The sequence below is a fragment of the Streptomyces sp. NPDC127108 genome, from assembly GCF_042677545.1.
Lineage (GTDB): Bacteria > Actinomycetota > Actinomycetes > Streptomycetales > Streptomycetaceae > Streptomyces.
Map to the genome: position 1 here is coordinate 1 of NZ_JBHXTE010000085.1, position 16,806 is coordinate 16,806.

Annotated in this window: 15 protein-coding genes; 9 read left to right on the forward strand and 6 right to left on the reverse strand. The window is 73.4% G+C overall.

What is annotated here, in order from left to right; all coding sequences use genetic code 11:
• Positions 1-217: 217 nt before the first annotated feature.
• Genes ACFVHO_RS39745 through ACFVHO_RS39755 form a run of 3 tightly spaced genes read right to left on the reverse strand, consistent with a single transcriptional unit; the run spans position 218 to position 3,187 of the window.
• Complete coding sequence (locus tag ACFVHO_RS39745; protein WP_385725412.1) at positions 218-1,048, reverse strand: siderophore-interacting protein; 831 nt, start codon at positions 1,046-1,048, stop codon at positions 218-220.
• 58 nt (positions 1,049-1,106) lie between these two features.
• Positions 1,107-2,159, reverse strand: coding sequence for an ABC transporter substrate-binding protein (locus tag ACFVHO_RS39750; protein WP_385725413.1), 1,053 nt, complete (start codon positions 2,157-2,159; stop codon positions 1,107-1,109).
• Positions 2,159-3,187, reverse strand: coding sequence for an ABC transporter substrate-binding protein (locus tag ACFVHO_RS39755; RefSeq protein ID WP_385725414.1), 1,029 nt, complete (start codon positions 3,185-3,187; stop codon positions 2,159-2,161). Before ACFVHO_RS39755 ends, ACFVHO_RS39750 begins: the two co-directional genes overlap by 1 nt.
• Positions 3,188-3,309: 122 nt before the next feature.
• Here ACFVHO_RS39755 and ACFVHO_RS39760 point away from each other — a divergent pair, with 122 nt between their 5' ends.
• Genes ACFVHO_RS39760 through ACFVHO_RS39770 form a run of 3 tightly spaced genes read left to right on the forward strand, consistent with a single transcriptional unit; the run spans position 3,310 to position 6,282 of the window.
• The gene (locus ACFVHO_RS39760) at positions 3,310-4,353 is read left to right on the forward strand and encodes a FecCD family ABC transporter permease (RefSeq protein ID WP_385725415.1); all 1,044 of its coding nucleotides are present in this window, start codon (positions 3,310-3,312) and stop codon (positions 4,351-4,353) included.
• Positions 4,350-5,378, forward strand: coding sequence for a FecCD family ABC transporter permease (locus ACFVHO_RS39765; protein ID WP_385725416.1), 1,029 nt, complete (start codon positions 4,350-4,352; stop codon positions 5,376-5,378). Before ACFVHO_RS39760 ends, ACFVHO_RS39765 begins: the two co-directional genes overlap by 4 nt.
• Positions 5,379-5,427: 49 nt before the next feature.
• Complete coding sequence (locus ACFVHO_RS39770) at positions 5,428-6,282, forward strand: ABC transporter ATP-binding protein (RefSeq protein WP_385725417.1); 855 nt, start codon at positions 5,428-5,430, stop codon at positions 6,280-6,282.
• A 101-nt stretch (positions 6,283-6,383) separates the two neighbouring features.
• Here ACFVHO_RS39770 and ACFVHO_RS39775 read toward each other — a convergent pair whose 3' ends face one another.
• Positions 6,384-6,731 carry an SCP2 sterol-binding domain-containing protein gene (locus tag ACFVHO_RS39775; protein ID WP_385725418.1) on the reverse strand — a complete coding sequence of 116 codons (348 nt, stop codon included), beginning with the start codon at positions 6,729-6,731 and terminating at the stop codon, positions 6,384-6,386.
• A 42-nt stretch (positions 6,732-6,773) separates the two neighbouring features.
• Between ACFVHO_RS39775 and ACFVHO_RS39780 the strand changes: the two genes are divergently transcribed.
• From ACFVHO_RS39780 to ACFVHO_RS39790, 3 genes are read left to right on the forward strand one after another with little or no spacing between them, the layout of a single operon-like run.
• Complete coding sequence (locus tag ACFVHO_RS39780; RefSeq protein ID WP_385725419.1) at positions 6,774-7,130, forward strand: hypothetical protein; 357 nt, start codon at positions 6,774-6,776, stop codon at positions 7,128-7,130.
• A gap of 7 nt (positions 7,131-7,137) precedes the next feature.
• Entirely contained in the window at positions 7,138-7,953 is an 816-nt protein-coding gene (locus ACFVHO_RS39785) for a TlyA family RNA methyltransferase (RefSeq protein ID WP_385725420.1), read from the forward strand.
• Positions 7,950-8,855: an NAD kinase gene (locus ACFVHO_RS39790; protein ID WP_385725421.1), complete on the forward strand. Its 906-nt coding sequence runs from the start codon at positions 7,950-7,952 to the stop codon at positions 8,853-8,855. Before ACFVHO_RS39785 ends, ACFVHO_RS39790 begins: the two co-directional genes overlap by 4 nt.
• A gap of 77 nt (positions 8,856-8,932) precedes the next feature.
• On the opposite strand, the gene ACFVHO_RS39795 is transcribed toward ACFVHO_RS39790, so the two are convergent.
• On the reverse strand, positions 8,933-10,285 hold the full coding sequence (locus ACFVHO_RS39795) for an FtsX-like permease family protein (RefSeq protein ID WP_385725422.1): 1,353 nt from the start codon (positions 10,283-10,285) through the stop codon (positions 8,933-8,935).
• A 195-nt stretch (positions 10,286-10,480) separates the two neighbouring features.
• On the opposite strand from ACFVHO_RS39795, the gene recN reads away from it, so the two are divergent.
• From recN to ACFVHO_RS39810, 3 genes are all read left to right on the forward strand, one after another.
• Entirely contained in the window at positions 10,481-12,199 is a 1,719-nt protein-coding gene (gene recN / locus ACFVHO_RS39800) for a DNA repair protein RecN (RefSeq protein ID WP_385725426.1), read from the forward strand.
• Positions 12,200-12,439: 240 nt separating this feature from the next.
• Complete coding sequence (locus tag ACFVHO_RS39805) at positions 12,440-13,243, forward strand: hypothetical protein (RefSeq protein WP_385725423.1); 804 nt, start codon at positions 12,440-12,442, stop codon at positions 13,241-13,243.
• A 557-nt stretch (positions 13,244-13,800) separates the two neighbouring features.
• Entirely contained in the window at positions 13,801-14,940 is a 1,140-nt protein-coding gene (locus ACFVHO_RS39810) for a glycosyltransferase family 4 protein (RefSeq protein WP_385725424.1), read from the forward strand.
• An 18-nt stretch (positions 14,941-14,958) separates the two neighbouring features.
• Here ACFVHO_RS39810 and ACFVHO_RS39815 read toward each other — a convergent pair whose 3' ends face one another.
• Complete coding sequence (locus ACFVHO_RS39815; RefSeq protein ID WP_385725425.1) at positions 14,959-16,593, reverse strand: PucR family transcriptional regulator; 1,635 nt, start codon at positions 16,591-16,593, stop codon at positions 14,959-14,961.
• Positions 16,594-16,806 lie beyond the last annotated feature (213 nt).

The window sequence follows — 16,806 nt, forward strand, 5'->3', positions numbered from 1 at the left end:
GTCCTCAAACGCCGGACGGGCTGGAGGGGGAAGGTGGGTGTTGCGGGTGGGTGGGACGGGCCTCCGCCGGATTGGCGCTTTGTGCCTCGTGCTCGAGCGCCGGACGGGCTGGAGGGGAGGGTGGGTGTTGCGGGTGGGTGGGACGGGCTCCCGCCGGATCGGCGCTTCGCGCCTTGTGCTCAAGCGCCGGACGGGCTGATCGGTTGCCGCCCTGGAGTTACGCCTCCTCGCCGTTGGACAGGAGTTGGTCCTCCGTAGCGCCCTTGCGCCAGTAGCCCGTGAACTTGATGCGTTTGCGGTCGAAGCCTCGGTCGGTGACCAGGTGGCGGCGTACCGCCTTGACCGTCGCCGACTCGCCGGCGATCCAGGCGTAGGGGGCGCCGGTGGGCAGGTCGGCGGCGCGGATGGCGGCCGTCGTCGTGCCCTCGCCCGTGAGCCAGGTGATGTCGGCGTCCGCCTTGGTGAGCAGTTCCTGGCGGTCCGCCGGGTCGTGGAGCTCCAGCCAGGCCAGGACCCGGGCCGACGGCGGCAGCGCCTCGAGGATGCCCGCGACGGCGGGGAGCGCCGACTCGTCGCCGGTCAGGAGGATCCAGTCGGTGTCCGAGGGCGGCCTGAAGTCGTACGCGGCGTTCTCCTCCTCGACCGGGGCGAGGACGCCGACGCGGGTGCCGGGGCGCGCCGTGCGGGCCCAGCGGGACGCGGGGCCCTCGGTGGAGCCCGCGTCCGGGGCGGGCGCGTGCACGGCGAAGTCGACGATCAACTCGTGCGGGTCGCGGCGCAGTTCACGGATCGTGTACGTGCGCATGATGCCGCGTACACCGGGGTCCAGGTCCCGCCAGGCCGCGTACCAGTCGGGGGACTCCGTGTCGGGCATGACCGGCGCGCTCTGGCCCGGCCGCGGCAGGAACACCTTCACGCGCTGGTCGCGGCCGCCGGAGGCCATCCGGGCCATGTCGGAGCCGCCGAAGGCCACGCGCACCATCGACGGCGTCAGCCGTTCCGTGCGCAGGACCTGGGCGTCGAAGAACCGGAACGGGACGTCGGTCATGGGGTGAGCCTTTCTCCTGTGCGCGGGGGAGGGGGAGGCTGGCGCCGGGGCGGGGCCGTTATCGCTTGAGCTTCTTCGACTTCTCGATCGCCTCCGCGAGTTGTTCGAGCACGGGGGCGTAACCGGCGTAGCTGTAGCGCTCCTCCATGGACCACGGGACGGTCTGGCCGGCCTTGACCGCGGGGAGCTTGGTCCAGGTGGGCTTCTTCGCGAGCTGGTCCTCGGTCAGCGCCGACGAGCGGTTGTCGACCATGATCAGGTCGGCGTGGTACTTGTCGGCGTTCTCCCAGCTGAGGAACTCCCAGAAGCCCCACTCGTCGCTCTTCTTGCCCTCGACGAACTCGACGCCGAGGTCCTTGAAGTAGTTCAGGTCGCAGTAGGAGTCGGGGACGGCGACGTACATCTGCTGGGCGTCGCCCGTCATCGCCATGACCTTCAGGCCGCCGTTGGCCTTCGCGGCCTTGCGCAGGGTCCGTTCGGCCTTCTCGAAGCGGGACTTGGCGGCCTTGACCTTCTGGGACTCCAGGTCCCCGCCGAGCGAGGCAGCCAGGTCGGTGTAGCGCTTGAGGGGTTCGAGGAGGGAGGCGCGGGCGCCGTTGATGCCGACGGTCGGGGCGAGGGCGGCGATCTTCTTGCTGCTCTCCTCGGGGACGAACCAGAGGTTGGGCGGCGGGAACATGTTGCTGATCAGCAGCTCGGGCTTGAGGGACGCGTACTTCTCGATGTTGAACTGGCCCCAGGTCTCGCCGAGGCTGGTCAGTTTGTCGACATCGAGATCGCCGGCCTGCGGGTTGGGCTTGCCGCCCACGGGCTTGGACGGGCCGAAGACACCGGTGACCTCGACGCCGTAGTCGTGCAGGGCCGCGGCCGTGCTGATGAACGCGACGATGTTCTTCGGCGTGGAGTCGGAGCGGGCGGTCTTGCCGCGGTCGTCCTTGAAGCTCCAGGCCTTGCCGCCGGAGCCCGGGTCCGACTTCTTGTCGTCGGAGTCGCTGCCGCAGGCGGTGAGGGCGGCGCCGAGGCCGAGGGCGGCGCCGCCGGTGAGCAGGCCGCGGCGGCTGACGCCGACGGGGGTGCGGGAGGCGGTGCGGGAGGGGCGGAGCGCGCGCATCAGGCGACCTTCTTCGAGTCTTCTATGGCCTTGGCGAGCCGCTCGATGAGGGGCGCGTACCCGGCATGGCTGAACTGGGCTTCGTTGAACCAGGGGATGACCTGGTCGGATTCGGCGGCGGGCAGACGGGCCCACGTCGGTTTGGACTTCCTCAGCTCGGCGGGCTGGAGGTTTCCGGTCCGTTTGTCGACAAGGATCAGGTCGGCTTCGTACCGGTCGGCGTTCTCCCAGCTGAGGTCCTGGAAGAAGCCGCCCTTCGTGGTGCTGGTGGGCGTGACGAACTCGACGCCGAGGTCGCTGTAGTGGCGCAGGTCGGTGAAGTCGCGCGGGTCGCCCACGTACATGCGGTCGGCCTGGGCGGCCATCGCGAGGACCTTGATGCCGCCGCGGGACTTCGCGGCCCCGGCGGCCTTGCGGAGCCGTTCGGACGCGTCCTCGAAGCGCTTCTTCGCCGCGGTCACCTTCGTGGCCCGCAGGTCGGCGCCCAGGGACTCGGCGAGTTCGGCGAAGCGGCCGATGGCCTTGGTCAGGGTCGTCTTGCCGGTGAGGATGCCGACGCTGGGCGCGATCGGCAGGATCTTGTCGGCGGACTCCTCGGGGACGTACCAGAGGGTCGGGGAGACGTTCATGGTGCTGACGAGGAGCTCGGGGCGCAGGCCCGCGTACTTCTCGATGCTGAACTGACCCCAGGCGTTGCCGATGACGGTCACTTTGTCGACATCGACACCCGCGGCCTGCACATCGGGATCGCCGTTCTTGAGCTTGGTGGGGCCGAAGACGCCGGTGCACTCGATGCCGAAGTCGTGCAGGGCGGCGGCCGCGCCGATGTAGGCGACGACGCGGCGCGGCCGCCCTTCGGCACGCGCCGTCTTGCCGCGGTCGTCCTTGAACGCCCAGGGCCCGCCCTGCTTCGAGGAGTTGTCGCCCTTGCCGCCGTCGCCCTCGTCGTCGCCGCACGCCGTGAGCAGTCCGCCGACGCTGAGCGCCGTGCCCGCGCCGAGGAGCGCACGCCGTGACACGGGCGACATGCGCGACAAGGGGGCAAAGGGGGACAGGAGTGTGCGGGGCGAGCGAGGAGAGGGGCGTGACCGGGGCATACGTGCTGCTTCTCTCGTCGAAGAGCAATGGGAGGGTAGGCTAACCTAACCACGTGTTGGTCGACAGTCCCCCTGAACCCAGCGCGGAAACCGCTCCCGCGCCGCCCGGCCGCCGCGTGTTCCGCGGAGCCGGGCTCGTCCTCTCCGTCGTCCTGCTGCTGGCCCTGATGGCCGTCAGCATCTCCGTGGGCGCCAAACAGCTCTCCATGGACCAGGTCTGGCACGGACTGTTCGAGGACTCGGGGACGTATGCCGACGTCGTGGTCGGCGAGCGGGTCTCGCGCACCCTCCTCGGGGTCCTCGCGGGCCTCGGACTCGGTCTGTCCGGCGCGGTCCTGCAGGCCCTGACCCGCAATCCGCTGGCCGACCCCGGCCTGCTCGGCATCAACATGGGCGCGTCGGCCGCCGTGGTCACCGCCATCAGCTTCTTCGGCGTCACCTCGCTGAGCGGCTATGTGTGGTTCGCCTTCGCGGGCGCGGCGATCGTCGGGGTCCTGGTGTACGCGCTCGGCGGCACCCGCAGCGCGACACCCGTGCGGCTCGCGCTCGCCGGTACGGCGCTGACCGCCGCCCTCGCCGGCTACCTCCAGGCCGTGATGATCACGGACAACGCCGCGCTCGACAAGATGCGGTTCTGGACGGTCGGCTCCCTGGCCTCCGCCAAGATGGAGACCATCCAGCAGGTCCTGCCGTTCCTCGCCGTCGGGACCCTGCTCGCGCTCGGCCTGGCCCGGCCGCTGAACGCCGTGGCGATGGGCGACGACACCGCCCGCGCGCTCGGCGCCCGGCTGACCCGCACCCGCGCCCTGTCCATGGCCTCCGCGACGCTGCTGTGCGGCGCCGCGACCGCCGCCTGCGGGCCCATCGCGTTCGTCGGCCTGATGGTCCCGCACATGGTGCGCTCCTTCACCGGACCCGACATGCGCTGGATCTTCCCGTACGCCGCCGTCCTCTCGCCCGTCCTGCTGCTCGGCGCCGACGTCCTCGGCCGGGTGGTCTCGCGCCCCGCCGAGGTCCAGGTCGGCATCGTCACCGCGGCCATCGGCGCCCCGGTGTTCATCCTGCTCGTACGACGGCGGAGGACGGCCCAGCTGTGAAGGCGATACGTACCCGCGGCGGGCTCTCGGTCCGCCTCGACGTCCGCACGGCCGTCGTGGTGGTGACCCTCGTCCTCGCCGCGCTGGTCGCGAGCGTCGTGCTCATCGGCACCGGCGACTTCGACATCCCGGCCGCCGACGTCATCCGCACCCTCCTGGGCAACGGCGACCCCGGCCAGGAGTTCATCATCAACGACCTGCGGCTGCCGCGGGTCGTCGTCGGGCTCCTGGTGGGCGCGTCCCTCGGTCTCGCCGGCGCGCTGTTCCAGTCCATCTCCCGCAATCCGCTGGGCAGCCCCGACGTCCTCGGCATCGGGCAGGGCTCGACCGCGGGCGCGCTCCTCATGATCGTGGTCTTCAGCGGCAGCGCGGGCCAGGTCGCGGGCGCCGCGCTGGTCGGCGGCCTCGTCACCGGCGCCGCCATGTACCTGCTGGCCTGGCGCCGTGGCGTGCACGGCTACCGGCTCGTCCTCGTCGGCATCGGCATGAACGCCTTCGCCGTCGCCATGAACGGCTACCTGCTGACCAAGGCGGACTTCGTCGACGCGGCCCGCGCGGTCGTGTGGATGACGGGCTCGCTCAACGGCCGCGACTGGGACCAGGTCTGGCCGCTGCTCACGCTGTGCGCCGTGCTGCTGCCGCTGATCGTCATGCACGCCCGTCCGCTGCGGATGCTGGAGATGGGCGACGACACGGCGTACTCCCTCGGGGTGCCCGTCGAGCGGACCCGCTTGGTCCTCATGGGCGCCGCCGTGCTGCTCACCTCGGCCGCGACCGCCGCCGCCGGGCCCGTCAGCTTCGTCGCCCTCACCGCGCCGCAGCTGGCCCGCCGTCTGACCCGCTCGCCGGGCCCGAACCTGGTGCCCGCCATGTGCATGGGCGCGACCCTGCTGATCGTCGCCGACTGGGCCTCGCAGCGGGCCTTCGGTGCCGACCAGCTGCCCGTCGGCGTCGTCACCGGTGTCCTCGGTGGTGTGTATCTGCTGTGGCTGCTCGTCACCGAGCGCAAGGCGGGGCGCATATGAGTGCCCGCCCGAGCGCCCGCCGCGGCCGTGCCCCTCGGCGGGGGCGCGCATGAAGCCGCGGACCCGGACCTCGTACGAAGACCCCCACGACCAGGAGCGTGCCCCCGTGAACCGGCTCATCGCCGACGACGTGACCATCGGCTACGACCAGCGTGTCATCGCGGAGAAGCTGTCCGTGGAGATCCCCGACAACTCCTTCACGGTGATCGTCGGCCCGAACGCCTGCGGCAAGTCGACGCTCCTGCGCGCCCTGTCCCGGATGCTCAAGCCCTCCGCCGGGCGGGTCCTCCTCGACGGCCAGACCATCCAGTCGCTGCCCGCCAAGCAGGTCGCGCGGACGCTCGGCCTGCTGCCGCAGTCGTCCATCGCTCCCGACGGCATCACGGTCGGCGACCTGGTGGCGCGCGGCCGCTACCCCCACCAGGGGCTGCTGCGGCAGTGGTCCAAGGAGGACGAGCGGATCGTGCGCGAGTCCATGGAGTCGACCGGCGTCGCCGAGCTGGGGGACCGGTACGTCGACGAGCTCTCCGGCGGTCAGCGTCAGCGGGTGTGGATCGCCATGGCGCTCGCCCAGCAGACGCCGCTGCTGCTGCTCGACGAGCCGACCACGTTCCTCGACATCCAGCACCAGATCGACGTCCTCGACCTGTGCGCCGATCTGCACGAGGAGCAGGGGCGGACGCTGGTCGCCGTCCTTCACGACCTGAACCACGCCGCCCGTTACGCCACCCACCTCATCGCTCTGCGCGACGGCAAGGTTCTGGCCGAGGGGCCGCCCGGGGAGATCGTCACCGCTGAGCTGGTGGCGGAGACCTTCGGGATCAAGTGTCAGGTGATCGATGATCCGGAGACGGGGACGCCGTTGGTGGTGCCCGCTGCGCGTAAGGCTCGCGTAGGCGCATAACGCTCGCGTGGGCGCGTAGGGAGGGCGTCTTATGGGGGCTTCGCCCCCGTTCCCCCCTGTTGCCGCTTCGCGGCTCGTCCTCAAGCGCCGGACGGGCTTTATCAGAGGAGCTTGCGTAGTTGTAGGAGGTCCCGTAGGCCTGCCTCCAGTTTGACCCGGCCGGATGCCCACGCCTTGGCGAAGTTCAGGTCGCCGTCGACCATGGCGATCAGGTCGTCGCCTGTCATGGCCAGGCGGATCTGCGCCTTCTCGCGGGGCGGGCCGGGATGCTCCTCCAGCACCTCGATCCGGCCGTTCTGCAGGCGCCCGGCGAGCGTGACGTCCAGATCTCTGAGGTGGCAGCTCAGCGAGCGGTCGAGCGCCGCGGCGCTGCGTACGTCACCGTCCGCGGCCGCGAGGTTGTCCGAGAGTTTGTCGAGTGCGCTGCGGCACTCCGCCATGGTCGCCATCGTGATCGACGGTACCGCAGGGCTTCGATGTAGCGTCGTGGCATGAGCGACTGGACGCCGGGCCGTGAGCCCGAGCTCACGGAGGCGGAGTACGAGATTCCGGCGGAGGCGGACGCCGAAGTTCCGGTGAGCCCGGAGGCCGCAGACCCCGCGATCCCAGAGGCCGCAGGCCCCGCCGAGCCCGCCCCCCTGGAAGTCGTCCGCACCCCCACCGGCAACGCCGAGGTGGACGCTCAGCTCCAGCGCCTCGGCGACGCCGACCACCTCGCCACCGACGGCCACATCGAGGTGTACGAGGATGTGCACCGGGGCCTGCGCGACGAGCTGACCGCGCTGGACGCACGCCCCGGGCCTCCCACCCCCTCGGGAACGCCGGGATCATTCGACAACAGGAGCTGAACCGAACGTGGCAGGAGTGGCACGCCGCCGCCTCGACGCCGAACTGGTCCGCAGGAAGCTCGCGCGCTCGCGCGAGCACGCGAGCCAGCTGATCGCCGCCGGCCGGGTGAGCGTCGGCAAGACCCTCGCGACCAAGCCGGCCACGCAGGTGGAGACCGCCGCCGCGATCGTGGTCACCCAGGACGACGACGATCCCGACTACGTCTCGCGCGGCGGCCACAAGCTCGCCGGCGCCCTGAAGGCCTTCGTACCGGAAGGGCTCGCCGTCGAGGGGCGGCGCGCCCTCGACGCGGGCGCCTCCACCGGCGGCTTCACCGATGTGCTGCTGCGCGCGGGCGTGGCGCACGTCGTCGCCGTCGACGTCGGCTACGGCCAGCTCGCCTGGTCGCTGCAGAGCGACGACCGGGTCACCGTCAAGGACCGTACGAACGTACGCGAGTTGACGCTCGAGCTCATCGACGGCGAGCCCGTCGACCTGGTCGTCGGCGACCTGTCCTTCATCCCGCTGGGGCTCGTTCTGCCCGCGCTCGCGCGCTGCGCGGCGCCCGACGCGGACCTCGTCCTGATGGTGAAGCCGCAGTTCGAGGTCGGCAAGGAGCGCCTCGGCAGCGGAGGTGTGGTGCGCAGCGCGGAGCTGCGGGCCGAGGCCGTGCGGACCGTGGCACGGCAGGCGTGGGGGCTCGGCCTCGGGGTGCGCGGTGTGACCGCCAGCCCGCTGCCCGGCCCCTCCGGGAATGTCGAGTACTTTCTGTGGCTGCGCGCCGGGGCGCCGGAACTCGACCCGGCGGACGTCGACCGTGCCGTGGCGGAGGGGCCCCGTTGAGTCAGACCCGAGCTCGTACTGTTTTTCTTCTGGCGCACACCGGCAGGCCCGCGGCCATCCGCAGTGCCGAACTCGTCGTGCAGGGGCTGCTGCGCAGCGGCCTCGGCGTGCGGGTCCTCGAGGCGGAGGCGGCGGACCTGCCGCTGCCCGCCGAGGTGGAGCTGGTCAAGGAGGCGACACCCGCCTGCCTCGACGCCTGCGAACTCCTCGTCGTGCTCGGTGGTGACGGGACGCTGCTGCGCGGCGCGGAGTTCGCCCGCGCCTCCGGGGTGCCGATGCTCGGCGTGAACCTCGGCCGTGTCGGCTTCCTCGCCGAGGCCGAGCGGGACGACCTGGACAAGGTCGTCGACCGCGTCGTCACCAAGGCGTACGAGGTCGAGGAGCGCATGACCGTCGATGTCGTCGTGCACAGCAACGGCGACGTCGTGCACCGCGACTGGGCCCTCAACGAGGCCGCCGTGCAGAAGATGTCGGCCGAGCGGATGCTCGAGGTCGTCCTGGAGATCGACGGCCGTCCCGTGACCGGCTTCGGCTGCGACGGCATCGTGTGCGCGACGCCGACCGGCTCGACCGCGTACGCCTTCTCGGCGGGCGGGCCCGTGGTGTGGCCGGAGGTCGAGGCGCTGCTCATGGTGCCGATCAGCGCGCACGCCCTCTTCGCCAAGCCGCTGGTGACCTCGCCGGACTCGGTCCTCGCCGTCGAGGTCCAGCCGCACACGCCGCACGGGGTGTTGTGGTGCGACGGGCGGCGGACCGTCGAGCTGCCCGCCGGGGCGCGCGTCGAGGTCCGCCGGGGGGCGGTGCCGGTGCGGCTTGCGCGGCTGCACCACGCGTCGTTCACCGACCGGCTGGTGGCCAAGTTCGCCCTGCCGGTTTCGGGGTGGCGGGGGGCGCCGCAATGACGCTCCGCTGGGGCGAAGTGGGTGACCTGCGGGTCCGTTGTGGCTGGTCGCGCAGTTCCCCGCGCCCCTTGCCCGGGTCAAGTCGCGCTGACCACCGATATGGCCCGGCACCGCAGCACCGCCACCACCGGTAGCCCGGTGGCGCCCAAGGTCAGGAGCAGGGTGCCGGCGGTTATGCCCGTCGGCACCGCCCACGGCAGATACGGGACGGCCGAGCCGAAGGCCGTGCTGAGCATCGGGGCGAGGGTCGCCAGGGCGATCACCCCGCCGAGGAGCAGCGCCGTCCCGGCGACGACCACCGCCTCCCAGGCCGCCATCGCCCGCACCTGGCGGCGCTGGGAGCCCACGACCCGCAGCAGGGCCAGATCGCGGCGGCGCTCGAAGGAGATCATGGCGAGGGTGTTGGCCGAGGCTATGGCGGCGAAGCCCGCGTACAACGACGTGCCCATGTAGTCCATCCAGACCTCGCCCGTGCTGCCCGCGGAGCCGGTGTGGTGCTCGGCCGTCGTATGGATCGCGATCTTCGTGAGGCCGAAGCCGACGACGAGGAGCAGCGGCACCACCGCCGCGGCGAAACGGCGCGGCTGGGAACGGACGTTGAGCATCGCCAGGCGTGCCGCGCCGCCGCCCAGACGGCCCACGGCCGCCGAGACCAGCCAGGCCGCGGGCCCGATGAGGCGCGGGCCGAGGAGTCCCGCGCCCACGCAGAACAGGATGAGGACCAGGAACGCCCCCTCGCCCGCCTCGTCCGCGGGCTGCCGTGAGAGCACCACCGAAAGGACGACACCGCCCGCGACCGCGAGCAGCCCGAGCGGCGCCCGCAGCAGCCCGAGCCCGCGCCGCCCGGCCGCCGCCTCGTGCAGCGCGTGCGCGGGCCGCAGCAGCGAGAAGCGCAGCGAGGACAGCACGGCGGCCAGCGCCGATGTGATCACGGCCACGCCCAGACACACGGGCAGCGCGAGCCAGCTGAAGCGGAAGGACACCTCGGCCGGGACCAGGCCGTGCGTGACCATGCCCCGGAACCACACGCGGGCCAGCACACCGCCGAGCACGAAGCCCACCAGGGCGGCGGGCACCGACGCGACCAGGGACTGGACGGCCACCGCGCGGCGGACCTGGCGGGGCCTGGCGCCGATGGAGCGGACCAGGGCCAGCTCGCGGTGCTGCTGCACCACGGCCGTGCCCATGGTCGACGCGACCACGAATATCGACATGTAGATGGAGCCGATCAGAAGCACGGCCGCCGTGTCGCCCACGCCGTTCTCCGTGAGCGTCGCACGGGCCTCGCGCGAAAGCCCGTCCGTGCTCGTCGTACGCAACACCATCGTCGACGCGCTCACGACCGTCGCCGCGAACAGCGCCGCGACAGCCGTGCCGATGAACGCCGGGCGATGCGCGCGCAGCGCCGCCCGAGCCAGTCCTGTACCCATATCGATCATGATCCTGCGGCGGGACGGCCCCCCACCATGAAGGCCGCCGCAGAATCTCACTGAGGAAAACCCCACCCCGGCGGGTGACAGGTGACGTTTTCGGGGCCTTCGCCACCTGCGCGTTCACGCAAGGACGCCAGGGCACGTCGCACAGCGGACCCCTGACCTCGTAAGGTCGTGTGCGTGTTGGAGGAGATGCGGATACGGTCGCTCGGAGTCATCGACGACGCGGTGGTCGAGCTGTCGCCCGGATTCACCGCCGTGACCGGCGAGACCGGAGCGGGCAAGACGATGGTCGTCACGAGCCTCGGCCTGCTGCTCGGCGGGCGCGCCGACCCCGCCCTGGTGCGGATCGGCGCCAAGTCGGCGGTCGTGGAGGGGCGCATCACCGTGCCCTCGGACGCCGCCGCGGCCGTGCGCGCCGAGGAGGCCGGGGCCGAACTCGACGACGGGGCGCTGCTCGTCAGCCGGACGATCTCCGCGGAGGGGCGCTCCCGCGCCCACCTCGGCGGGCGCTCGGTGCCGGTCGGCGTGCTGTCCGAGCTTGCCGACGACCTCATCGCCGTGCACGGGCAGAGCGACCAGCAGGGCCTGCTCAAGCCCGCCCGGCAGCGCGGCGCCCTCGACCGGTACGCGGGCGAGGCCGTCGCCGTGCCCCTCGACAAGTACGCCGCCGCGTACCGCAGGCTGCGGGCCGTCGCCACCGAACTCGACGAGATCACGACACGCGCCCGCGAGCGCGCCCAGGAAGCCGACATGCTCCGCTTCGGCCTGGAGGAGATCGCCGCCGTCGAACCCCGCGCGGGCGAGGACACCGAACTCGCCGCCGAGGCCGAGCGCCTGGGGCACGCCGAGGCGCTCGCCTCCGCCGCGACGCTCGCCCACGCCGCCCTCGCCGGGAATCCCGAGGACCCCGAGGGCGTCGACGCGACCACCCTCGTCGCGGGCGCCCACCGTGCCCTCGAAGCCGTCCGCTCCCACGACCCCGCCCTCGCCGCCCTCGCCGGGCGCATCGGTGAGATCGGCATCCTCCTGTCGGACGTCGCGGGCGAACTCGCCGGGTACGCCGACGACCTCGACGCCGACCCGCTGCGGCTCGCCGCCGTCGAGGAGCGCCGGGCCGCCCTGACGCAGCTCACCCGCAAGTACGGCGAGGACGTCGGAGCCGTGCTCGCCTGGGCCGAGGACGGCTCCGCGCGCCTCGTCGAGCTGGAGGGCGACGACGACCGGCTCGCCGGGCTCACCGCCGAACGGGACGCGTTGAGCGCCGAGCTCTCCGGGCTCGCCCGGGCCCTCACCGAGGCCCGCGTCGAGGCTGCCTCGCGGTTCGCCGCCGCCGTCACCGAGGAGCTCGCCTCCCTCGCCATGCCCCACGCGCGCGTCACCATCGACGTACGCCAGACCGACGATCCCGACGGGGTCGAGATCGACGGCCGTACCGTCGCCTACGGGCCCGCCGGTGTCGACGAGGTCGAGCTGCTGCTCGCCCCGCACCCCGGCGCGCCGCCCCGGCCCATCGCCAAGGGGGCCTCCGGCGGTGAGCTGTCCCGCGTCATGCTCGCCGTCGAAGTCGTCTTCGCCGGTACGGATCCCGTGCCCACCTATCTCTTCGACGAGGTCGACGCGGGGGTCGGGGGCAAGGCCGCCGTCGAGATCGGGCGGAGGTTGGCGCGGCTTGCCAAGTCCGCGCAGGTCGTCGTCGTCACCCACCTTCCGCAGGTGGCGGCGTTCGCCGATCGGCAGCTTCTGGTCGAGAAGACCAACGACGGGTCCGTGACGCGGTCCGGGGTGCAGGTTCTCGAAGGGGAGGACCGGGTGCGGGAGTTGTCCCGGATGCTGGCCGGGCAGGAGGACTCCGAGACTGCTCGGGCGCATGCGGAGGAGTTGTTGGCTGCGGCTCGGGGGGACGGGTGAGGTAGGGGGGCCTCGCGGGGGCGCCCCAGTCCCGCCCCTTCTCCGAAACCGGGGCTTCGCCCCGGACCCCGTATCGCCGCTCCGCGGCTCGTCCTCAATCGCCGGACGGGCTGGAAATGTGCCGGTGCGGCAAAGTTCTAGCCTCTCCGGCGTTTGAGGAGCGGGGTCTGGGGCGGAGCCCCAGTTTCGGGAAAGGGGCGGGACTGGGGCGCCCCCGCGAGGCCCCGTACCCTCACCCGCATGATCACCCCCTCCCGCCGCCGCACCGCCTTCCTCCTCGCCGCCACCGCCACCCGCGCCACACTCACGGCGCTGCGCACCCGCCCGTCCGGCGATCCTGCCCGATGGCAGCGGACGAACTTCGCGGGCCGCACCGTAGAACTGCACGCGGGCCCCGCCGCAGCCGTCGGCGCCGCGCTCGGGGCCGCGGCGCTCGCCCCTCGGCCGCGCACGGCAGCGGGCCTCGCCGTGCTGGCGGCGGGCGCCTGCGGGGCGTACGACGACGTGGCGGGCGCGGAGGACCCCCGGCGCGGGTTCCGTGCGCATCTGACGGCGTTGCGCGGGGGAGAGGTGACCAGCGGCGCCGTGAAGTTGTTCGGCGTCTCGGCGGCCGCGCTCGCCGCGGGCGCCCTGCTCAAGGAACGTCCCGTCGACAAGGTGCTCGCGGGCGTCGTCATCGCCGGTACGGCCCACTTCGTGAACCTCGTGGACGTACGGCCCGGCCGTGCCGCCGCCACGGTGCTCGCCCTCGGCGCGCCCGGCCTGCTGCGCGCGGGCCCGGGCGCCACGCTCGCCGCCGCGTCGATGGGCGCGGCGGCCGCCGTCCTGCCCGACGACAGGGCGCAGCGCACGATGATCGGCGACACGGGGGCGCACGCCCTGGGCGCGGCCCTGGGCACCGCCATCGTCGCGGGCAACCACCGCGCCGGTCTCGCCGTCCACGCGGCGGGCCTGGTCGCTGCGGCTGTGTGCGGAGACACGGTGAGCAGGATGGCCCGGTCCGGGCTCGCGCCGGAGACGGAGGGGGCGCACGCGGCCGCGTAGGCGGGGAGAGGGGGAGGGCGGAACGAGGAGAGGAGAGGGAGCAGCCAGGTGGGGTGAGGGAGGCGGCGAGGGGAGAAGAGGCGAGGGGAGGCGAGAAGAGGCGAGGCGAGGGGAGACGAGGGGAGACGAGATGAGGCGAGGCGAGGGGAGGGGAGAGGGGACGCGGGCGGTGACACGGGCGGGGGGCGTTCGTGTGGGGCTTCGGGGAGCGAACGGGGGGCCTCGGCCCATTGGGCGCGTCCAAGTTTGGCAAAGGCTTTCCGCCACAGCGTCGGGCTTGCGAAGATGCGGGGGCCGACGGGCCGTTGGCCGGAGGGGGCGTTCGGCCGCGGACCTGGTCCTGGGCCCCGCGCCCGTGCTCACCCGAGTGGGTGATCCCGTGCGTGAAGTTGTCCGGCCGGACGCGGAAGGGACCTTTCAGCAGTGCCGGAACGGCCGTACGTACTGGCATTCTTGGCGCTGTGCGTGGGCGGGCCACCGACCGCCCGTACCGCAGGCGCCCGCCCATCCCTCGGCGCGCCGCCCAGCCGCCGACCCGACCCAGGAGCCCCGGCCACGTGAGCCACGTGAGCACCCCCGTACCGCAAGGCCAGCCGCCGCTGCACACCGTGCAGGTACTCGGCGGCGGCAGTGCGGGCAGCAGCGCGCACGTCAGGTCCCTGGCGACGGGGCTTGCCGCGCGCGGCGTGCGCGTCACCGTGTGCGCCCCCATCGAGGCCGACGAGGCGTACGACTTCGCGGGCACCGGCGCCCGCCACGTGGCCGTGCCGCGCCGCAGCGACCCCGCGTCCGTCGCCGCCCTGCGGACCGCCTGCGCCGACGCCGACCTGGTGCACGCGCACGGGCTGCACGCCGCGCTGCGGGCCGCCATCGCCCTCACCGGCCGCCGCATCCCGCTCGTCGTCACCTGGCACACCCGCGCCCAGGCCTCGGGCGCCCGCGCCCATGTCCTGCGGGTCCTGGAGCGGCGCGTCGCCAGGGCCGCCGCCGTGGTCCTCGGCACCTCGTCCGACCTCGTCGTCCGGGCCCGCGGCCGGGGCGCCCGCGACGCCCGCCTCGCCCCCGTCGCCCTGCCCACGCCCCGCCGCGCCGAGCGCACGGACGACGAACCCACCGGGCCCCGCCACAAGATCCGCGCCGAACTGGGCGCCGTCGACCGCCCCTTGCTCCTCGCCGTCGGCTCCCTGGAGCCGCACCGGGGCTACGACGTCCTGCTGGACGCCGCCCGCGCCTGGGCCGGCCTTGCCCCGCTGCCGCTGCTCGTCGTCGCGGGCGAGGGGTCCGCGCGCGCCGCCCTCCAGGACCGCATCGACGCCGAAGGCCTGCCCGTGCGGCTCATCGGGCGCCGCGAGGACGTACCGGAACTCCTGGCCGCCGCCGACCTCGTGCTGCTGCCCAGCGAGTGGGAGTCCCGCTCCCTGCTCGCCCAGGAGGCCCTGCACGCGCGCGTGCCGCTCGTCGCGACCGCCGTCGGCGGCATCCCCGAACTCGTCGGCGACGCCGCCGAACTCGTCCCGTACGGGGACGCCCGGGCCCTCTCCGACGCCGTCGCCCGGCTCCTCGCCGACGGCGTGCGCCGCCAGGAACTGAAGGACCTGGGCACCGCCCAGGCCGCCACCTGGCCCACGGAGGACGAAACGGTCACTCAAGTGTTGAGTGTCTACGACGAGTTGACCCAGCCGATCAGTTCGTACTGATCGGACGAGCGGTTCGCGTCACGGCACGTGCCTGCGTGCCCGCAGCGCCAGGCTGAGGGCGAGGACCGTCTGCGGGTCGTCCAGGTCCGTGCCGAGGAGTTCGCCGATCCTGGCCAGGCGGTTGTAGAGGGTCTGGCGGTTGAGGTGGAGCTCGCGGGCCGTCTCCGCCTTGCGGCCCGCGTGTGCCAGATAGGTCTGGAGGGTGGGCAGCAGGGGTGGCTTGGAGCGCTGGTCGTGATCGCGCAGGGGGCCGATCGCGCGGTCCACGAACGCGGCGAGCGCGGTGCCGTCGTGCTGGTGCAGGCGCCACAGGAGCAGGTCGATGTCCAGGCGCCGCGCGTCGTACCAGGGCCTGTCCGGAAGCCCCTGCGCCGCCGTGGCCGTCTCCGCCGCGTGCCGCAGGCCCGACGCGGCCGCCGCCCAGCCGCCCGCCACACCGACCACCACGATCGGCGACTGCGCCCCTGCCCGCCGCATGCCCGCCCGCTCGACCCCGGCCCGCAGCGCCGCCGCGACCCGGTCCGCGACCGTCGTGCGCTCGGGCTCCGCGCGCAGCCCGAGCAGAAGCGGAACCCTCCCTTCCACCGGGCGTACGCCGAGCAGAACCGGCACTCCCACCGACGCCAGCTCCTCCGCGACCGCGCGCGCGAGGACCGCCCAACCACCGCCGGTCGGCAGGCCGTCGGGGATCCGCATGACCACGGGGAGCAGCGGGCTCGACCCCGGCTTGAAGCCGAGGACCCGGGCCTGGGCGGGCGCGTCCTCGGCGGTGATGCGGCCCTCGGCGAGGTCGGTGAGGAAGTCGCCGCGGCCGCGGGCCGCCAGTTCCTCCTCCTGCCTCGCCTGCATCAGGACCACCGCGAGGCTGCCCGCGGCCCGTTCGGCGGCGATCCGGTGGACGGGGAGGAGCGCGGACTCCACGGCGAGCAGGACGAGGCGGGCCCGCACCGATCCGGCGCCGGGCCCGCCGCCCGGTACGTCCACGAGGACGGCGCCCGCCGGGGGCTCGTCCCGGTCCTCGGGGCGCCCCCGCAGCCCCTCCCAGACCTGGAGCGGGTCGGCGCACGCGCTGTCCGCCCCGGCGGCGTACAGGAGCTGGCCGTCCGCCGTCTCCAGGAACACCGGGTTGCCGCTGAACTCGGCGAGGACGGAGAGCACTTGGGGGACGCCGCCGCCGGAGAGCAGCGCCCCGGTGCAGCGGCGGTGCACCTCCTCGGCGCGGCGAAGGAGTGCGTAGTGGCCGTTGACGATCTCCGTGTGCACCTCTTCGGTGACCGTCACGAAGGGCACCTCGCGGTGCAGCTGGACCAGCGGGAGGCCGGCCGCGCGGGCCGTGTCGACGAGTGCGGCGGGCAGGCGCGTGAAGCGCGGGCCCAGCTCGACGACCAGGGCCGCGATGCCGCGCTCGGCGAGGTCGCGGACGAAGGCGCGCTGCTCGGCCGGGCGGGAGCCGAGCCCGAGCCCCGTGGTCAGCAGGAGTTCGCCGCCCTTCAGGAGCGAGGCGATGTTCGGCACCTCGCCCGCGTGCACCCAGCGCACCGTGCGGCCGAGGCGGTCGGCGCCCGCGACGATCTCCGGGAGCCCGCCGCGCAGACCGGGGAGTTCCAGTGCCCGCTGTACGGTGATGCCGCCCTGAGTGTCCTGACTGTCCATGGGGCGGACGGTACCTGAACAGGCCAGGTGGGCCCGCCGCCGTGCGGACGGCGGTGTCCTGGCCGCCGGGACTCGGCGGCGCCGGCCGGCGCCGCCCTCGTACGACCCGGTGCTAGGGCCTGTCCGGCGGATCTTCGCGGGCCCGCGACGCCTGGCACGCACTCTCGCCGCACGCCCGAATCACCCGAGTACGTCCAGTACGAGGGCGATCCG

Coding starts and splice junctions, on each gene's coding strand:
- ACFVHO_RS39770 (WP_385725417.1), top strand. CDS start 5,428: ATGAAGCCGCGGACCCGGACCTCGTACGAAGACCCCCACGACCAGGAG.
- ACFVHO_RS39805 (WP_385725423.1), top strand. CDS start 12,440: ATGATCACCCCCTCCCGCCGCCGCACCGCCTTCCTCCTCGCCGCCACC.
- ACFVHO_RS39795 (WP_385725422.1), bottom strand. CDS start 10,285: ATGGGTACAGGACTGGCTCGGGCGGCGCTGCGCGCGCATCGCCCGGCG.
- ACFVHO_RS39815 (WP_385725425.1), bottom strand. CDS start 16,593: ATGGACAGTCAGGACACTCAGGGCGGCATCACCGTACAGCGGGCACTG.
- ACFVHO_RS39780 (WP_385725419.1), top strand. CDS start 6,774: ATGAGCGACTGGACGCCGGGCCGTGAGCCCGAGCTCACGGAGGCGGAG.
- ACFVHO_RS39745 (WP_385725412.1), bottom strand. CDS start 1,048: ATGACCGACGTCCCGTTCCGGTTCTTCGACGCCCAGGTCCTGCGCACG.
- ACFVHO_RS39750 (WP_385725413.1), bottom strand. CDS start 2,159: ATGCGCGCGCTCCGCCCCTCCCGCACCGCCTCCCGCACCCCCGTCGGC.
- ACFVHO_RS39775 (WP_385725418.1), bottom strand. CDS start 6,731: ATGGCGACCATGGCGGAGTGCCGCAGCGCACTCGACAAACTCTCGGAC.
- ACFVHO_RS39755 (WP_385725414.1), bottom strand. CDS start 3,187: ATGTCGCCCGTGTCACGGCGTGCGCTCCTCGGCGCGGGCACGGCGCTC.
- recN (WP_385725426.1), top strand. CDS start 10,481: ATGCGGATACGGTCGCTCGGAGTCATCGACGACGCGGTGGTCGAGCTG.